The sequence below is a fragment of the Pseudomonas simiae genome (assembly GCF_900111895.1).
GTDB lineage: Bacteria > Pseudomonadota > Gammaproteobacteria > Pseudomonadales > Pseudomonadaceae > Aquipseudomonas > Aquipseudomonas simiae.
In genome coordinates this window covers 426738-442407 of the sequence record NZ_FOKB01000004.1, presented here as the reverse complement: position 1 = coordinate 442407, position 15670 = coordinate 426738, and the positions used below count along the sequence as shown (strand labels likewise).

Here is a 15670-nt window from a genome sequence, read left to right as displayed (position 1 = left end):
TTCACGACCGGGAGTTACACCGCTGGCGCGGTCTGGATCTTGTCCTTCTTGCGATCCAGGAAGTCGGCCAGGCGATCCTGTGTGCGGATGTCGGAAGACACCACGGCGGCGATCAAGGCTTCCGTCATCAGGCCGTCCTGCTGGCTCTGATCGACAATGCGTGGCAACACATGGGTCACCGCGTAGTTGGTCATGGGCAGGTTGCCGGCGATCTTGTGTGCCAACTCGGTGGCCTTGAGTAACGCCTGGCCGACCGGCACCAGGTACTGGGCCACGCCGCGTTCATAGCTTTCCTTGGCGTAGAGCGTGCGGCCAGTGAGCATCATGTCGGTCATCAGGGCGATGCCGGCGATACGTGGGAAGCGTACCGAGGCGCCGACGCCGACATACAGGCCACGCATGGCTTCGGGCAGCGAGAAGAAGGCGCTGTCATCCACCACGCGCAAGCTGCAGGCGGTGGCGATTTCCAGGCCGCCACCGATGGCGGCACCGGTAATGGCGGCTACCACGGGCACCTTGCCAAACTGGATCAGTTCGAAGGTCTTGTGCCATTCGCGGAAGGCCTGGACGTTATCGATGACCGATTGGTCGCGGATTTCCGACAGGTCCAACCCCGTGCAGAAATGCTGGCTGGTGCTGTAGAGCACGGCGGCACCAATGCCGTCGGGTATGTTGGTGAAGGTATCGCGCAGTTCGTGCATCACTTCCAGAGACATCGCGTTTCGCTTCTGCGGGCGGTTGAGACCCACCATCAAAACGGCGCCGTCTACGCTTACGTCCAAGTAGTTTTTGCCACTCATTTTCCGAATATCCCTTCGATATGAACCCAACTTGGGGAGCGACGATTCTAGGTGGCAGAGTAATGGCCCGCTTGCTATGTCAGGTCATACTTTGACAAAATTGGGCCATGCCACCGACCTTCAGTTTTTCTCCTTATGAACCCGATAGCCCCGAAGCGGTGGTGACGCTGCGCGAGTACCCGTCCGGTACGGTGTTTCCACGGCATACCCACCGGCGCGGGCAGTTCGCCTATGCGTCCACCGGCGCGTTGAAAATGTTCACTGACCTCGGCAATTGGGTCGTGCCGCCGCAGCGCGCCATTTGGGTGCCGGGCGGGATATCCCATGAGATGCACATGCGCGGCGACGTGGTGATGCTCAATACCTACCTGAATGACGACGCGGCCCAACGCGCCGGGTTGCAGGACTATTGCCAGGTGTTTGGTGTCTCGCCGCTGTTGCGCCATCTATTGGAGGCGGCGCTGGCGATTGGGCCATCGGCGTCGCCGAGCGTGCGCGATCGGTGTGTGCTGACCCTGCTGATCGATGAAATCGGCGCCATGCCCGAGTTGCCCCTCAGTGCGCCATTGCCCTCCGAAGCGCGGCTGGCCCGTTCTTGTCAGCGTTTCCTTGAGGCACCGACGCAGAAAATTTCCATCTGCGAGATGGCCGACTGGTCGAGCATGAGCCGGCGCACCTTTACCCGTAACTTCCGTGAATGCACCGGCATGACCTTTGTGTCATGGCGCCAGCAGGTGTGCCTGTTGGAAGCGACGGCGCGGCTCAGTCATGGCTCGTCCATTACCGATGTGGCGTTCGAGTTGGGGTTCAGCAGCTCCAGCGCGTTCACCTCGGTGTTTCGCCGTAACCTGGGCGATTCACCGGCGCGTTACCTGGCCAAGTCCAAGGCTGCTTCCATCTTCTGAAAGAAAGGGGGGGCCAACGTGGTGCCTTTTCCCCCAGCGGTACGACGTTGAGCCGTGGCCTTTGTTACTATCGCCGTCCCTTGTCACCCGGAGTCACCGGCCCATGCAACACCAGTGGGATGAAATGCACCGCACCCGCAAGCCCACGTTCCTGATGTGCGGTGAGCCTCAGGGCGATGTGCTTAATCTCTATGTCCACGGCTATTCGGCGTTCTTCAACCGGCAACAACTGGGCAGCTTCAAGGCACAGTTGGCGGGTATCGAAGGCTCCACCAACCTGATGTTGTTCTGGCCGGCGGGGCATTTCCTGGAGAACCTGTTTGCACCGTTCAGGATGTGATCGGCGCGATGCTCGGCGGCGGCAGCCTGGGCGCGGCGACTGTCGGGTTGGGCAAGGCGATTGCGTATTTCCTCGACCACTACAAAAGCGTCGAGGCCCGTGTGGACGAGGTCGCCAGGAGCCTGCTGCCGGAACTGGCTCACTACCTGCACAGCGAGTCCCTGGCAGTCCGGCGTATCAACCTGATCGGCCATTCCCTTGGCGCACGCATTCTGGTCAAGAGCCTGCTCGCCAGCCCCGACACCGCCCGCGAACTGCCATTGGACAATCTGCTGTTGATGGGCGGGGCAATCTGTACGTCGAGCCCGTGGGATGATGTATCAGCGCCGCTCAACGGGCGCGTGATCAACTGCCACTCCAGCAAAGACTGGGCGCTGGCGCTGAAACCGGATACTGAGCGTTGCATCGGTCGCTATGCGATCCCGGTGACGCCGGCGCTCAAGGCCAAGGTCACCAACGTGCACCTGGCGACCTTCGATCACGCCGCCTATTGGCCGCAGTTGCAGACGGTGGTGCAGTACACCGACCTGCTGCACGAGCGACGCGGCATGATCCGCTCCGACCAGCGCAGCGCTGAAGTGCGTTTTGCCGAAGAGGACGCGGAGTTGTTCCCGGCGTTGGTACAGGCGCGACCTGAAGAGTTGAAATTCCTCGCCGAACTGATGGCGCAAAAACGCAGTGCATCCATAGACGCCACTGCGCGCGAGCCGCTCAAGCTGGCCATTGAGTTGCAGCGCATGGGCGGCGATACCTTTATGAACCTGGCCCGAGGCCATGGCGTGAGTTACCGCCAGATCGCTGAAGATGTGGTGCAGCGGCTGGGGATCAAGTTTGATGAGCCTCTTGATAGTGTCGCGCTGGCCGATCTTGAAACCGAGGTCGCCGAAAAACTCATCGAACAGTACAAAGACAAGCTCAGCAGCGCGGATCGGCAGGTATTCGACGCCGAACTCAAGGCCGCCGCGCAAAAGGAGCAGGGGCTGTTCAGTCGTTTTGACGTAGGCCGGTCGGCCACCACCGCGTTGAGCGGTACGGCGCTGGCCGGGCTGACCGGGTTTATCCTGCGTCGCGGTGCGGCCACGGCGATTCCGGTGGTGGGGCAGGCGGTGGCGGCGGCGATGCTATTGGTCAGCGGCGTGCGCGCGTTTTCCGGCCCGGCGTATTCGATCACCACGCTGGCGGTGCTGGTGGTCGGCGTGATTCGCCAGCGCATGGAGCGTGAAGCGCTGAACCAGGAGATGGACCTGGTGGTGCAAGTGGTCGAAGCGTTCGACCTGCCGCGGGACACGGTGATGCGCACCGTCGCGTCCGACTGATAAGCTGCGCCTCTATCGAGAGTGTTTGCCTGGGATACCGCGTGAAATTCAGCCTGCCAAAAATCGCTACTGCCCCATTTTGCCCGCCGGAAGTGGCCGGTTCCGTTGCCGTTGATCCCAAGGCTTCGTTTTTCAAGCGCGCGCTGATGTTCGCCGGCCCAGGCCTGCTGATCTCCATTGGCTACATGGACCCCGGCAACTGGGCCACGGCCATCGAGGCGGGCTCACGCTACGGTTATAACCTGTTGTTCGTGGTGCTGCTGGCCAGCCTGGCGGGGATGGCGGTGCAGTGCCTGTGCTCGCGGCTGGGCATCGCCACCGGCAAGGACCTGGCGCAGCTATGCCGCGAGCGCTACAGCAGGCGGTCTGCACGCACCCAGTGGGTGTTGGCGGAAATCTCCATCGTCGCCACCGACCTTGCCGAAGTGCTGGGCTGTGCCCTGGCATTCCACTTGCTGCTGGGGGTGTCGCTGACCACCGGCATTGTCATTACTGCCTTCGACACGCTGCTGATCCTGGCCCTGCAGAACCGGGGTTTCCGTCGTCTGGAAGCGATCATGCTGGCACTGGTAGCGACGATCGGCGTGTGTTTCTTCATCGAACTGGTATTGATCAAACCGTACTGGCCGGACGTGTTCAGCGGTTTTACTCCGTCACTGTCGGCCATCAGCGATGCTGCACCGCTGTACCTGGCCATCGGCATCCTCGGTGCCACGGTGATGCCGCATAACCTCTACCTGCACAGCTCCATTGTGCAAACTCGCCTGATTGGCAAGGATCTGGCCAGCAAACAGGACGCGGTCAAGTTGGCGCGTATCGACACCATTGGCTCGTTGGCCCTGGCCTTGTTGGTCAACGCCGCGATTCTGGTGCTCGCCGCCGCAGCCTTCCACAAGACCGGCCACACCGACGTGGTCGAGATCCAGGATGCCTATCACCTGCTTGATCCATTGGTCGGCGGTGCCTTCGCCAGCATCCTGTTTGGCATTGCCTTGCTGGCCTCTGGGCAGAGTTCCACCTTTACCGGCACCATCGCCGGGCAGGTGATCATGGAGGGCTACCTCAACCTGCGTATTCCTTGCTGGCAACGGCGTTTGATCACCCGTGGGCTGGCGTTGATCCCCGCGTTCCTGGGGGTATGGCTGATGGGCGACGATGCCATTGGCAAATTGCTGATCCTCAGCCAGGTGGTGCTCAGCCTGCAGTTGCCGTTTGCGCTGTATCCGTTGATTCGCATGACCGGCGACAAACAGCTGATGGGGCCGTTCGTGAATCGGCTGCCGACACGCTTGCTGGCGTGGTTTCTGTTTGCGCTGATCAGTGGGGCGAATGCCTGGCTGATTGGGCAATGGGTGTTTGGATAGACGCAACAAAGCTCACCGATCCCAATAAGGCACCCCGCCAAAGCACTCTACAAAGTAATCAATCACCGTCCGCACCTTCAGCGACAACCGTCGGCTCCCCGGCCACAGGGCTGCAATCTGCTGTGGCTCCAATGTTGTCGCCACTTCGTACTCCGTCAGCACCGCCTGCAAAGTGCCCGCGCGCAAACTGTCGCCGATCAACCAGGAAGGAAACACCACCAGTCCCAACCCTTGTTCGGCGGCGTGGGTGAGGGTGTCGGCATGGTTGCCGGTGATCGGGCCCTTGACGCTATAAGGTGCCCAGTCGCCCTGGCCCTTGCGGAAGAACCAGCGTTGCTGGCCGGTGATGCCTTTGTAGGCCAGGCACTGGTGGTTGATCAGTTCGTCAGGATGTTTGGGGGTGCCATGTCGGATCAGGTAGGCAGGGCTGGCGGCGATGCGAAAGCGTTGGGGAGCGAAGATGCGTGCCTGCATGCTGGAGTCGTTGAGCACACCGATGCGAAAGAGCAGGTCGGTGCCGTCTTGCAGCGGGTCGACGTAGGTGTCGGTTTGCTGGATATCCAATTGCAGTTTTGGATAACGCCGGCACAACTCGCCCAGCCAAGGGGAGAGATGGCGCTGCCCGAACACCATCGGCGCATTGATGCGCACCAGGCCGCTGGGCTCGCTTTCCTGTTCCTGCAGCGCCTGGCCGGCGGCTTCCAGTTGTTCCAGCATCAAGCGGGCATGTCGCCCGAGCAGGCGTCCGGCTTCGGTAGGGCTGACTGCGCGGGTGTGACGGTAGAGTAACTGCTGGCCGAGGGCCTGTTCCATCAGCTGGATCTGCCGGGAAATGGAGGAGGGCGCCAGGCCCTCACGGCGCGCCACTTCGGAAAAGCTGCCTAAGTCCAGCACGGCGACGAACAGGCGCAGTGCCTTGAAGCTCAGTTCATTCAAGCCTTGCATGGTGTCTCCAGGCTGTGCGTTTTGCGCAAAGGTGTTGTAGGCATGCTCCCATTTATTGCATAGGACTGCCACCGGATAATGCGCGCCATCCAATCCTTTGTTGATGTGCAGGTGATGTATGCAAGCGAGTTCCATTGAGGGTGTGGCGCACGCCAAGCCGAAAAAAAATGTCCTGCGGCTACTGCTTTTGCCGCTGGTGATACTGGCTGGCATGGGATTGTCGATTGAAGCCGGCCTGCTCGGGCCATTGGGTGTGCAGGTCGGGCATTTGTGGGCGACATTGAGCATCTTTGGCGTGGGCTCGGCCATCCTGTTTCTGCTGCTGTTGTTCAGCGGCCCGCAAAAAGGCCCGGCACTCTCCGAGCTGCCACGTTGGCAGTTGATCGGCGGTTTCCTAGGGCCGATCTATGTGGTGGTGCTGACCCTGGCCACGCCCCATATCGGCATCGCGATGACCATGATCGCGATTCTCTCGGGTCAAGTTGGCAAGAGCGTGCTGATCGACCATTTCGGCTGGTTCGGCACGGCGCGCAAGCGGGTCAATGGCGAACGCTGGATCGCCTTGACCTTGATTGTGGTGGCACTTGTTCTGATTGCACGAGGTTAAGGCGATGAATCTGATTCTGTTACTGGTTGTTGTGGTCGCCGCAGGTGCGGTGTTGAGTGTGCAAGCCGCCATCAATGGTCGCTTGGGCCAGACGGTGGGTGTGTTGCGCGGCAGCCTGGTGACCTTTGTGGTCGGGGCGATTGTCACCGCGTTGTTGATTCTGTTCTTTGAGCCCGCCCAGGCGGTGAGCTTGCTGGAGGTGCCGAAATGGCAACTCACGGGGGCCTTGTTCGGCGTGGTGTACATGATGGTCATGGTCGGCGCAGTGCCTGTCGTCGGCACGGCGGTTGCGACGGTGGCGGTGATCGTCGGGCAGTTGGGCATGGGCATGCTGATCGACAACTTTGGCTGGCTGGGCAACCCGGCGATTGAGTTGTCGGGGGCGCGGATCGTGGCGATGGTGTGCCTCGCCCTGGCCCTGGTGTTCATGTACCGCAGCAATACCCGCACCGACTGACGGTTTGAACCATCGCCGGCGGGCCGCAGTCACTGATTAAGGTGCCGGCGCCCGCCGCACCTGGACGACCATGAAAAAGGAGTCTGACCATGCCAGATAAAACCTGTGCCTGCCCACACTGCAAGTGTGTGCTGGGAGCTGACGCGGTAATGAAGGACGGCAAAGGCTATTGCTGTCAGGGCTGTGCGGAGCACCATGCCCATGGTGAGCCGTGTGCGGCGGCAACCGGCTGCGAGTGCGCCAAGTCCGCCAAAAGCTGACATGTTTGCGGGAGCCGGCTTGCCGGCTCCTATTGCCGCTCGAGTTCGAGCCGCAAGCTATGGTCCGCCAGGTTTCGACGATGCTTTACAACCCCGCTGGTGCGACGCCCCTCCAGCGCCAACACCACCGTTTGCGCATCACGTAGATCGTCCGGCAACGGTTGGAACACGTTGAGTACCGTCCAGCCAGGTTGATGTTGCACGCTCACTTGGCATTCGACATGCCGGGTAATCGGCCCGAACAGGGTGTCCTGGGTGTAGTCGATCTGTGCCTTGCCGTTGACCGATTGTGTTGAATCCATTGTCTCTCTCCTTGATCAAGCGGGTGGCGCGCGCTTCCGAGCTGCGCCGGTATAAGCCAATGATCCCCGCGGGTCGCAAAAATTCACTCGGATTGTCGGGCGGTGGTCATTACCATGGCGGCTCACCCTTGCTTGATGTGCACTCCATGGCTCTGGCTGCGCCTCCCGACCTCAGTGATCACGCCGTCCCCGTGCAGCCCCTGGCGCGCACTTATCCGCGTGGGCTGTACGTTGAACCCCATAGCCATGACTGGGGCCAATTGCTCTATGCCATGAGTGGCGTGATGTGGGTCGAGACACCGCGCGAAGCCCTGGTGGTGCCGCCACAACGCGCCGTTTGGCTGCCGCCCGGGGTGGCGCATGGGATTCGTGTGGTGTCGGATTTGCAGATGCGCAACATCTACCTGCGCCCGGCACTGGCGGCCACGTTGGACAGCCAGGTGCAGGTGATCGAAGTCGGTGGGTTGCTGCGTGAGTTGATCGTCACGCTGGTGGAGGAGGGCGATAGCGGCGAGGCGGCGTATTACGACGCCGTGGTCAGCCTGGCCTTGCTGGAGTTGCAGCGGGCGCGGCGTTCGCAGATCCGCATCGCCATGCCGGTGGGCGCTGACCGACGGCTGATCACTGCGTGCCAGGCCATCATGGCTGCGCCCTCCCTGGAGGTTGCTTTCGAACATCATGCCGAAACCGCCGGTGCCAGCGTGCGCACCTTGTCGCGACTGTTCCAGAACAATTTGGGCATGGGCTTCGCCGAATGGCGCCGCCAGGTGCAATTGGCCACCGCAGTGGCGGAGTTGATCCAGGGCCAGTCTGTCAGTGCCATCGCGCGGTCCCTCGGTTACTCCCCCAGCAGTTTCAGCGACATGTTCCGCCGCGAACTCGGTGTGGCGCCTTCGCACTACGTCGACTGAGGGTTTGGCCGAAATCCTGAAGCACTTGGCCGATGCTTCAGGAAGGTGCTCTCTACACTGAGCGCATTCACCTCTAAGGCACGGTCCTCATGAACTACCTGATTTCCCTCGCCATCGGTTTGTTTGTCGGCGTGATCTACGGCGCCTTGGATTTTCGCTCACCCGCACCGCCGGCCATCGCCCTGGTGGGCCTGATGGGCATGTTGCTGGGCGAAAAGCTCTGGCCCATGGGCCGGCAGCTGATAGGCGCCTGGTTCTCCTGATCTCTTTTTTCACTTCGATGGATATTGGCCATGAACGCACTGCAATTTTCCGCCACCGGTGACCTCGCCGCCCTCCACTTCGTTGACGTCGCCACTCCGGTGCCGGCTGCCGGTGAAGTGCTGGTGCAGATCAAGGCCGCCGGTCTTAACCCCAGCGACGTCAAAAACGTGCTCGGCCGCTTTCCCTACACCACATTGCCGCGCATTCCCGGCCGCGATTTTGCCGGGGTGGTGGTGGAGGGGCCGCAGGACCTGGTAGGCCAGGAAGTCTGGGGCACCGGCCGCGACCTGGGCTTTTTTGCCGACGGTTCCCACGCCCAATACCTCACCGTGTCGGCCAAGGGCGTGGCGCCTAAGCCCAGCCATCTGAGTTTTGCCCAGGCCGCCAGCCTCGGTGTGCCGTACACCACCGCCTGGGATGCGCTGGAACGCAGTGGCGTGACCAAGGGCACGCGCTTATTGGTGATGGGGGCCAATGGCGCCGTGGGCAGCGCAACCCTGGCCCTGGCGAAAATCCGTGGCGCACAGGTACTGGCCGCTGTGCGCCGGCCGGAGCAGGTCGAGGTATTGCAGGCGCAAGGTTTCGACGCGATGACCTTGGGTAAACCCGAAGACCTCGCTGTGCAGGTCAATGGGGTGTTCAAGGGCGGTGCCGATGTGATCTTCGACACCACCGGTTTCTGGCTACCGGCGGCCGTTTCCGCGTTGGCGCCGTTCGGACGCATCGCCATCATCGCTGCGCCGGGGGATGGCTATGTACAGTTACCCGCCCTGGCCTTGTATCGCAAAGGTGGCTCGGTAGTGGGGATCAATTCGTTGCTCTACACCTGCGAGCAATGCGCGGTGATGCTGGAGCAGTTCGGACGTTTCTTTGATGACGGCTTGCTGCCGCTGCCCACCGGCCTGCGTGAAGTGGCGCTAGCCGATGGGGTGCAGTGCTATGAGGCGGTGAATCAAGGCAGCGCAGACAAAATCATCCTCCTGCCCTGATCCTGTCGGTCATGCCTGCGGAACGCCTTTTTCCCAGGCTGACCAGTTCTTGAGGATTGCCTGTACCAACGGGTTGCCCGTGCGGTACAGGTTCTCCAGCGCTGGCACAAAACCGCCCTGATCCGCGTACTTCAGCAGGTTGTCCACTTCGCTGTAGCCAGGGTACGGACGGTCGAAGTCCGAGCCTGCACGTACCACCGCCAGGCGCTGGATATCCACCAGACCTTCGCGGCTGGCGCGCAGCAGTGCTTCATAGGTGGAATTGTCTTCCTGCTGGGTGGTGCAGTATTCGCCTTTGTTGTCGGTCAGCAGCTTGGTCCAGACTTCGGCGCGTTCGCTCAGGCGCGTACCGGAAAACCAGGTGTTGCCCGCCAGGGTGTCGCAGCGGGTGACTTGCGGCGGCTGGTTGGCCGGCGCGGCGGGATAGTGTTTGCGCCAGGCGGCGGATTCCTTGCTTTCAGTGAGTTCGACGTTCTGCGACAAGGCGAATGCCTTGGCCTGCAACTTGGGGTTCAGCTCGAACACTTCGGTCTTGTAATCCAACGGGGGTTTCTCGTTGGGGCCTTTGGTGTTGATGCCGATGTAGCCCGTCGGCCAATCCTTGGGCGCGTCCCGCGAATCCAGCTCCCACTGGGTGCCGAACTCCACCAGGTAGTGGGCCCAGGCGGCGGTGCCGATGGTGCCGTGCTTGGGGCTGATGCCGGCGATCCCCGCGATCAGGAAGTAGCTCTTGCGCAAGTCGAATTTGGGCGACAACGCCAAGGCCAGCGTGGACGCGGCAGCGTTGGTCTGGCCCATGCCGGTGACCAACAGGCACACGTCCTGGGTGTTGCAGCGGATCACCGGGTATTCGGCGGACAGTCCTGGCACGCGCACTTCCTGCTTGAGTTCCAGGCGATCGATCCAGGTTTGCGCCTCGGGGGCGAACATGGTGATCAGCATGACCTTGGGTTTGATCGGCGCAGGCGTATCAGCCAGTACCACGTGGGGCAGCATGGCCAGGCCGATGGCTATTAAGAGACGTGTAAACGCTTTCATCTAAAGCTCCTTTATCAGAATTGGTAGCCCACGCCGGCGTAGTAACCCCAGCCGTCGGAACGGGCGCGGAAGTTGCCTTCGCCGAAATTCAACTCACTGCCGTCTTCCCAGTTGCCGCCGTTATGGAAGTAACGGCCGACCAGGGTGAAGCGCAGGTGGGTAAACGAGTACAGCAGCACGTTGGTCGCCACCAGGGAGTTGGCGGTTCGCGCCGGGTTGTCCTTGTGCAGGTCGGAGCCGAAATCGTAGTTGGTAAAGCCGATGTAGGTCAGCGAGGCGCCGTTATCAAACTTGCCGATGGGCACGATGTACTTCATTTGCGCGCGGTAGCCGTCCCATGAATATTCATTGCTGGCGCCGTAGTTTTCCCACTGGTAGCGCCCGTAGAAATTGGCCGACAGGTTCACCCGCGAATGGGTGTCGATGTCGGTGCCGAGGCCGCTGTACAGGGTGTTGGCGCGGTTTTCCTTGCGGCTGCCGTGGTCGTAGATCCAGTCGAACGCCACGTACCATTCTTTGAATGGCCCGATCGCCAGGCTGCGGCCGGCCAGGTAGTCGATGGAGATACGGGGTTCGTGTTCCATGAACACCGGCGAACCATGGTCCCACACGCCTTTGTCATTACTGTTACCGATGGTGAGGATCTTAGGCACGTCGATATAGCCGTACAACTCGAAGGGCCCCTTGCGGCCGAAGTACTCGTATTCCAGGTAGATGTCATCCTGCGGCTTGGGGCCGAAGCTGATGTCTTTGCTGCCGATCAATGTCAGGTCTTGGTTGAACCAGTCCGACAGGTACACGCCTTTTTTCGCCGGGCTGGCTTCAGGGCTGAGGGTTTCGCCCTGTGCTGAGTCATCGATGGGTTTGGCCTGCGCCAAAATGGGGGCGCTGAGTACTCCCGTAACGGCGGACAGTAGCAAGGAAACACCAAAGAGGGCAGGACGCCTTGAGGTGGAGTGCATTGAAAATCCCTATTCGTACGCGGTTTGAACCCGATGCTTCGGGTAAGGATGAACTTGGCAGGCAAGTTCGTACCGCAAACGTTTGCACAGGCTGTACCAAGTTTGCTCAATGGCTTGATCAAACTGGAAAAAACGCGATTTAGTCGACCTTTTGGTCAGAATTGACTGGGTGTCATTTTCTCAATGCACTGGAACAGATGCATCGCGGTTTCCCGTCGATAATCGCTCGGCGTCTGGTGCATCTCGATGCGAAAGTGCCGGTTGAAATTGGACAGGTTGGCGTAGCCCACTTCAAAGCAGATGTCCGCCACTGACATGTCGCTTTGCAACAGCAGCCGGCAGGCGCGCTGGACACGGAACTTGCGCATCAGGTCGATGAACCCGTGGCCGGTGTTGCGCTTGAAGAAACGTGAGAAGCCCGGCTCGCTCATCTCCAGTTGCTGTGCGATTACCGACAGGCGCACATCGCCGGTCAACTCGCGCATCAGATAATCGAACGCCTGGTTGATGCGTTCGGCGCTGCGTGCATCCAGCGTCGGCGCATAGCAGGGGCTGGCCAGGGCCTTGACCTGTTGCGTCGGGGCGTTCTTCAGGGTATCGAGCAGTTGCAGGAACAGGATCAAGCGTTGCAGACCGTGGGCGGTGCCGATGGCTTCCATCAAGCGCGCAGCCTGCAACGCGGTGTCGCCAGTGAATTCCAGCCCGCGGCGGGCATGCTCGAACAGCGGTTGCAGGTCACCGAGTTCTGGCAGGGTTGTGCGCAGGGCGAGGAGGGCGGCGCCGTCGAATTGCAGTACCACATCGCGGCCGGTCAGGTAATCGCCGGGCGCCAGTTCGCCGATCCAGTCGTGGGGCAGGTCGGGGCCGATGAGGGCCACATGCCCGGCACTGAACGCACCGATGTAGTCGCCCGCTACCAGTTTGCCGCTGCCTTGACGGATCAGGTGGATTTCAAATTCGGGGTGGTGGTTCCAGCGCGCCAGGTCATAGGGGTAGTCGTGTTCAAACCAGCGAAAGCAATGCTCTGGCTCGGGCAGGATCACTTCGAGTTCGGCGGGGCGGTGCTCGAACAGCTTGGCGCGGCTGATGGGCATGGCGGGGATTCTTATGATGCTTGGAATCGCTCCAAAATACGCGCCTCGGACAGGGGCGCGCTACCCCTGGTTTTGCCTGGCACTGATACTTTTTTAACCTTCACACCAAGGTTAAAAAAGTACCACTCGCTCATCCTCCACGCGTTTGTGGGGGCTTGGTCAAGCTGCTGTAATCGGCCCTCAACAACAAAAACAACAGGTAGAAACCGCTATGTCCAAGCTCCCGCAAGCGTTGTTCCTGCTTTCCGGCCTGGCGCTGGCCATACCCAGCCACGCCGCCGACACCGTGACCATCGCCACGGTCAACAACAGCGACATGATCCGCATGCAGCGCCTGTCCAAGGTGTTCGAAGAGCAGCACCCGGACATCAAGCTCAACTGGGTGGTACTGGAAGAAAACGTGCTGCGTCAGCGCCTTACCACCGATATCGCCACCCAGGGCGGGCAGTTCGATGTGCTGACCATCGGCACCTACGAAACCCCATTGTGGGGCGCCAAGCACTGGCTGGAACCCTTGACTCAACTGCCGCCCGACTACGACGCCGACGACATCTTCCCTTCGGTGCGCCAGGGCCTGTCGGTCAACAACACCCTGTACGCCTTGCCGTTCTACGGCGAAAGCACCGTCACCTACTACCGCACCGACCTGTTCAAGCAGGCCGGGTTGAGCATGCCCGCGCATCCTACCTGGAGCCAGCTCGGCGAGTTCGCCGCCAAGCTCACCGCCAAGGACAAAGGCCAATACGGCATGTGCCTGCGCGGCAAGGCCGGCTGGGGTGAAAATATCGCCTTGCTGAGCACCATGGCCAACGCCTTTGGCGCACGTTGGTTCGACGAGCAGTGGAAGCCCGAGCTGACCAGTCCCGAGTGGACGGCGGCCGCCAACTTCTACGTCAACACCCTCAAGCAATATGGCCCGCCGGGCGTTTCCAGCAATGGTTTCAACGAAACCCTGGCACTGTTCAACAGCGGCAAATGCGCGATCTGGGTCGATGCCAGCGTCGCCGGCTCCTTCACCACCGACAAGCGCCAGAGCAAGGTCGCCGACAGCGTTGGTTTCGCCGCCGCGCCTACCGAAGTCACCGACAAAGGCTCGTCCTGGTTGTACGCCTGGTCCCTGGCGATTCCGGCCACCTCCAAGCACAAGGACGCCGCCAAGGCGTTCATCAGTTGGGCGACATCCAAGGACTACATCCAGTTGGTCGCCGACAAAGAAGGCATCACCAACGTACCGCCAGGCACTCGCCAGTCTACCTACAGCGAGGCGTACTTGAAGGCCGCACCGTTCGCCCAGGTGACCCTGGAGATGATGAAGCACGCCGACCCCGCGCATCCTTCGGCCAAGCCAGTGCCGTACGTGGGCATCCAGTACGTGACCATTCCCGAGTTCCAGGCGATTGGCACCTCGGTCGGCAAGCTGTTTTCGGCGGCGTTGACTGGCGGTATGTCGGTTGACCAGGCCTTGCTGGACGCCCAGTCCACCACCGAGCGCGAAATGAAACGCGCCGGCTACCCGAAATAACTTCAACAGGACTTTTCCATGAAACGACTTGAAGGCAAGAGCGCACTGATCACCGGTTCGGCGCGTGGTATCGGCCGCGCCTTTGCCCAGGCCTACATCGCCGAAGGCGCCACCGTGGCCATCGCCGACATCGACCTGCAACGGGCCCAGGCCACCGCCGCTGAATTGGGCCCACAGGCCTATGCCGTCGCCATGGACGTCACCGATCAGGTGTCCATCGACGGCGCAATTACCGCGGTGGTCGCCCAGGCTGGCAAGCTCGATATCCTCATCAACAACGCCGCATTGTTCGACCTGGCGCCCATCGTCGACATCACCCGCGACAGTTACGATCGGCTGTTCTCGATCAACGTCGCCGGCACGCTGTTCACCCTGCAGGCTGCGGCGCGGCAGATGATCAGGCAGGGCCACGGCGGCAAGATCATCAACATGGCCAGCCAGGCCGGGCGCCGGGGTGAGCCGTTGGTGGCGATCTATTGCGCGACCAAGGCGGCGGTGATCAGCCTGACGCAATCGGCGGGGTTGAACCTGATCAAGCAGGGGATCAACGTCAACGCCATCGCACCCGGTGTAGTGGATGGGGAGCATTGGGATGGCGTGGATGCATTGTTTGCCAAGCACGAGGGCCTGGCACCGGGCGAGAAGAAGCAGCGCGTAGGGGCGGAGGTGCCGTTTGGGCGCATGGGCACGGCGGAAGACTTGACGGGTATGGCAATCTTCCTGGCTTCCAAAGAGGCCGACTATGTGGTGGCCCAGACCTACAACGTCGACGGCGGCAACTGGATGAATTGAACTCCGGCAGCGAGTGTTTTACTCGGCAAAACTGCGGTCGAAGAAATAAATATCCCCGGGCTTCAGGTTTTCCACCGTTGCCTGGGGCCTGCCGCCTTCACCTTGCTTTTTACGCCCCGTCTCGCGCAAATACCCCGCCTCAGTCAGCTTCAGCAAGCGCTGACGAATACTGGTCTTCAACACCGGCCGCGCCAGCACCAGGGAAAAAATCGTGGTCGCTTCCGGCGCGCTGAACTCATTGCCCAGGAACATCAGCGGCAAGCTGCTGTACAGCGACTTGGAGAACAAGCGTTCCTGCACGGCGGCCACGATGCTGTTGTGATCGAAGGGCAGCTTGATGCTGCCATCGGCCACTGCCTTCAGTGAAAACCAGTCTTGGTGCTCACCCAACTGCGTCTCATCGCTCACGATCGCCAGGTAATAGGTGGACGACGACCAGCAGCGCGGGTCGCGAAATGCATCGCCCACCGTACCCACTTGCTCGCTCCAGGCCAGGCTCAGCCCGACCTTGTCACTTGCACGCAAACGCTCCACCGCAGCCTGGAGGCTCAGATCTTGCACATCGCCATTCACCACCACACCCGGTAGCGCCCAATGCCCGGCGAACGGCTCGGCCTCGCGCTTGTTCAGCAACAGTTTCAGTTCGCCAGCGGCGCGGCAGTAAAACAGTACGCACAGGTCGACCGTGTGCAGGTAGGGGCTAAGGGGCATGTTGACGTCCTTCTAGACAGCTGTGGGGCACAGTCTAACGAATCGAGCAGATATGTCATGTACTGGCTCAAGCGTAGATAACCAAATGTTT

General features: G+C 61.1%; 17 protein-coding genes and 1 pseudogene. 11 read left to right on the top strand and 7 right to left on the bottom strand.

The features are described 5' to 3' along the window. Window positions 1-14: 14 nt before the first annotated feature. Entirely contained in the window at window positions 15-800 is a 786-nt protein-coding gene (locus BMZ57_RS15470; RefSeq protein ID WP_010211117.1) for a crotonase/enoyl-CoA hydratase family protein, read from the bottom strand. A 107-nt stretch (window positions 801-907) separates the two neighbouring features. On the opposite strand from BMZ57_RS15470, the gene BMZ57_RS15465 reads away from it, so the two are divergent. From BMZ57_RS15465 to BMZ57_RS15455, 3 genes and pseudogenes are all read left to right on the top strand, one after another. Further along, entirely contained in the window at window positions 908-1705 is a 798-nt protein-coding gene (locus tag BMZ57_RS15465) for an AraC family transcriptional regulator (RefSeq protein WP_010211116.1), read from the top strand. Between the two features lie 103 nt (window positions 1706-1808). Beyond that, window positions 1809-3361, top strand: a pseudogene (locus BMZ57_RS15460) (DUF726 domain-containing protein). Between the two features lie 41 nt (window positions 3362-3402). Beyond that, window positions 3403-4725: an Nramp family divalent metal transporter gene (locus BMZ57_RS15455; protein WP_010211114.1), complete on the top strand. Its 1323-nt coding sequence runs from the start codon at window positions 3403-3405 to the stop codon at window positions 4723-4725. 12 nt (window positions 4726-4737) lie between these two features. On the opposite strand, the gene BMZ57_RS15450 is transcribed toward BMZ57_RS15455, so the two are convergent. Continuing rightward, window positions 4738-5670: a LysR family transcriptional regulator gene (locus tag BMZ57_RS15450; RefSeq protein WP_021493295.1), complete on the bottom strand. Its 933-nt coding sequence runs from the start codon at window positions 5668-5670 to the stop codon at window positions 4738-4740. 118 nt (window positions 5671-5788) lie between these two features. On the opposite strand from BMZ57_RS15450, the gene BMZ57_RS15445 reads away from it, so the two are divergent. From BMZ57_RS15445 to BMZ57_RS15435, 3 genes are all read left to right on the top strand, one after another. Further along, the gene (locus BMZ57_RS15445; protein ID WP_044287003.1) at window positions 5789-6277 is read left to right on the top strand and encodes a DMT family transporter; all 489 of its coding nucleotides are present in this window, start codon (window positions 5789-5791) and stop codon (window positions 6275-6277) included. Between the two features lie 4 nt (window positions 6278-6281). Then, window positions 6282-6734, top strand: a complete 453-nt coding sequence (locus BMZ57_RS15440) for a DMT family transporter (protein ID WP_010211110.1) — start codon at window positions 6282-6284, stop codon at window positions 6732-6734. Between the two features lie 89 nt (window positions 6735-6823). Next, complete coding sequence (locus BMZ57_RS15435; RefSeq protein WP_010211108.1) at window positions 6824-6994, top strand: metallothionein; 171 nt, start codon at window positions 6824-6826, stop codon at window positions 6992-6994. A 29-nt stretch (window positions 6995-7023) separates the two neighbouring features. Here BMZ57_RS15435 and BMZ57_RS15430 read toward each other — a convergent pair whose 3' ends face one another. After that, window positions 7024-7296 (bottom strand): hypothetical protein, encoded by a 273-nt coding sequence (locus BMZ57_RS15430; RefSeq protein ID WP_010211107.1) that lies wholly within the window; start codon window positions 7294-7296, stop codon window positions 7024-7026. Between the two features lie 146 nt (window positions 7297-7442). Between BMZ57_RS15430 and BMZ57_RS15425 the strand changes: the two genes are divergently transcribed. The 3 genes from BMZ57_RS15425 (at window position 7443) to BMZ57_RS15415 (ending at window position 9460) form a co-directional block, all read left to right on the top strand. Beyond that, entirely contained in the window at window positions 7443-8207 is a 765-nt protein-coding gene (locus BMZ57_RS15425; protein ID WP_021493294.1) for an AraC family transcriptional regulator, read from the top strand. An 89-nt stretch (window positions 8208-8296) separates the two neighbouring features. Beyond that, window positions 8297-8470 (top strand): DUF1427 family protein, encoded by a 174-nt coding sequence (locus BMZ57_RS15420; RefSeq protein WP_010211105.1) that lies wholly within the window; start codon window positions 8297-8299, stop codon window positions 8468-8470. Between the two features lie 30 nt (window positions 8471-8500). Next, window positions 8501-9460, top strand: coding sequence for a quinone oxidoreductase family protein (locus BMZ57_RS15415; RefSeq protein WP_044287004.1), 960 nt, complete (start codon window positions 8501-8503; stop codon window positions 9458-9460). Window positions 9461-9469: 9 nt separating this feature from the next. Here BMZ57_RS15415 and BMZ57_RS15410 read toward each other — a convergent pair whose 3' ends face one another. From BMZ57_RS15410 to BMZ57_RS15400, 3 genes are all read right to left on the bottom strand, one after another. Next, on the bottom strand, window positions 9470-10498 hold the full coding sequence (locus BMZ57_RS15410; RefSeq protein ID WP_069672676.1) for a purine-nucleoside phosphorylase: 1029 nt from the start codon (window positions 10496-10498) through the stop codon (window positions 9470-9472). A gap of 14 nt (window positions 10499-10512) precedes the next feature. After that, window positions 10513-11460: a nucleoside-specific channel-forming protein Tsx gene (locus BMZ57_RS15405; RefSeq protein ID WP_047542662.1), complete on the bottom strand. Its 948-nt coding sequence runs from the start codon at window positions 11458-11460 to the stop codon at window positions 10513-10515. 155 nt (window positions 11461-11615) lie between these two features. Then, window positions 11616-12554, bottom strand: a complete 939-nt coding sequence (locus BMZ57_RS15400) for an AraC family transcriptional regulator (RefSeq protein ID WP_021493291.1) — start codon at window positions 12552-12554, stop codon at window positions 11616-11618. Window positions 12555-12765: 211 nt separating this feature from the next. Here BMZ57_RS15400 and BMZ57_RS15395 point away from each other — a divergent pair, with 211 nt between their 5' ends. Then, a complete protein-coding gene (locus BMZ57_RS15395; protein WP_044287007.1) occupies window positions 12766-14076 on the top strand; it encodes an ABC transporter substrate-binding protein in 1311 nt (436 codons plus the stop codon). A gap of 18 nt (window positions 14077-14094) precedes the next feature. Continuing rightward, entirely contained in the window at window positions 14095-14868 is a 774-nt protein-coding gene (locus BMZ57_RS15390; protein WP_044287008.1) for an L-iditol 2-dehydrogenase, read from the top strand. Window positions 14869-14886: 18 nt separating this feature from the next. Here BMZ57_RS15390 and BMZ57_RS15385 read toward each other — a convergent pair whose 3' ends face one another. Continuing rightward, complete coding sequence (locus tag BMZ57_RS15385) at window positions 14887-15579, bottom strand: NUDIX hydrolase (protein ID WP_021493289.1); 693 nt, start codon at window positions 15577-15579, stop codon at window positions 14887-14889. Window positions 15580-15670 lie beyond the last annotated feature (91 nt).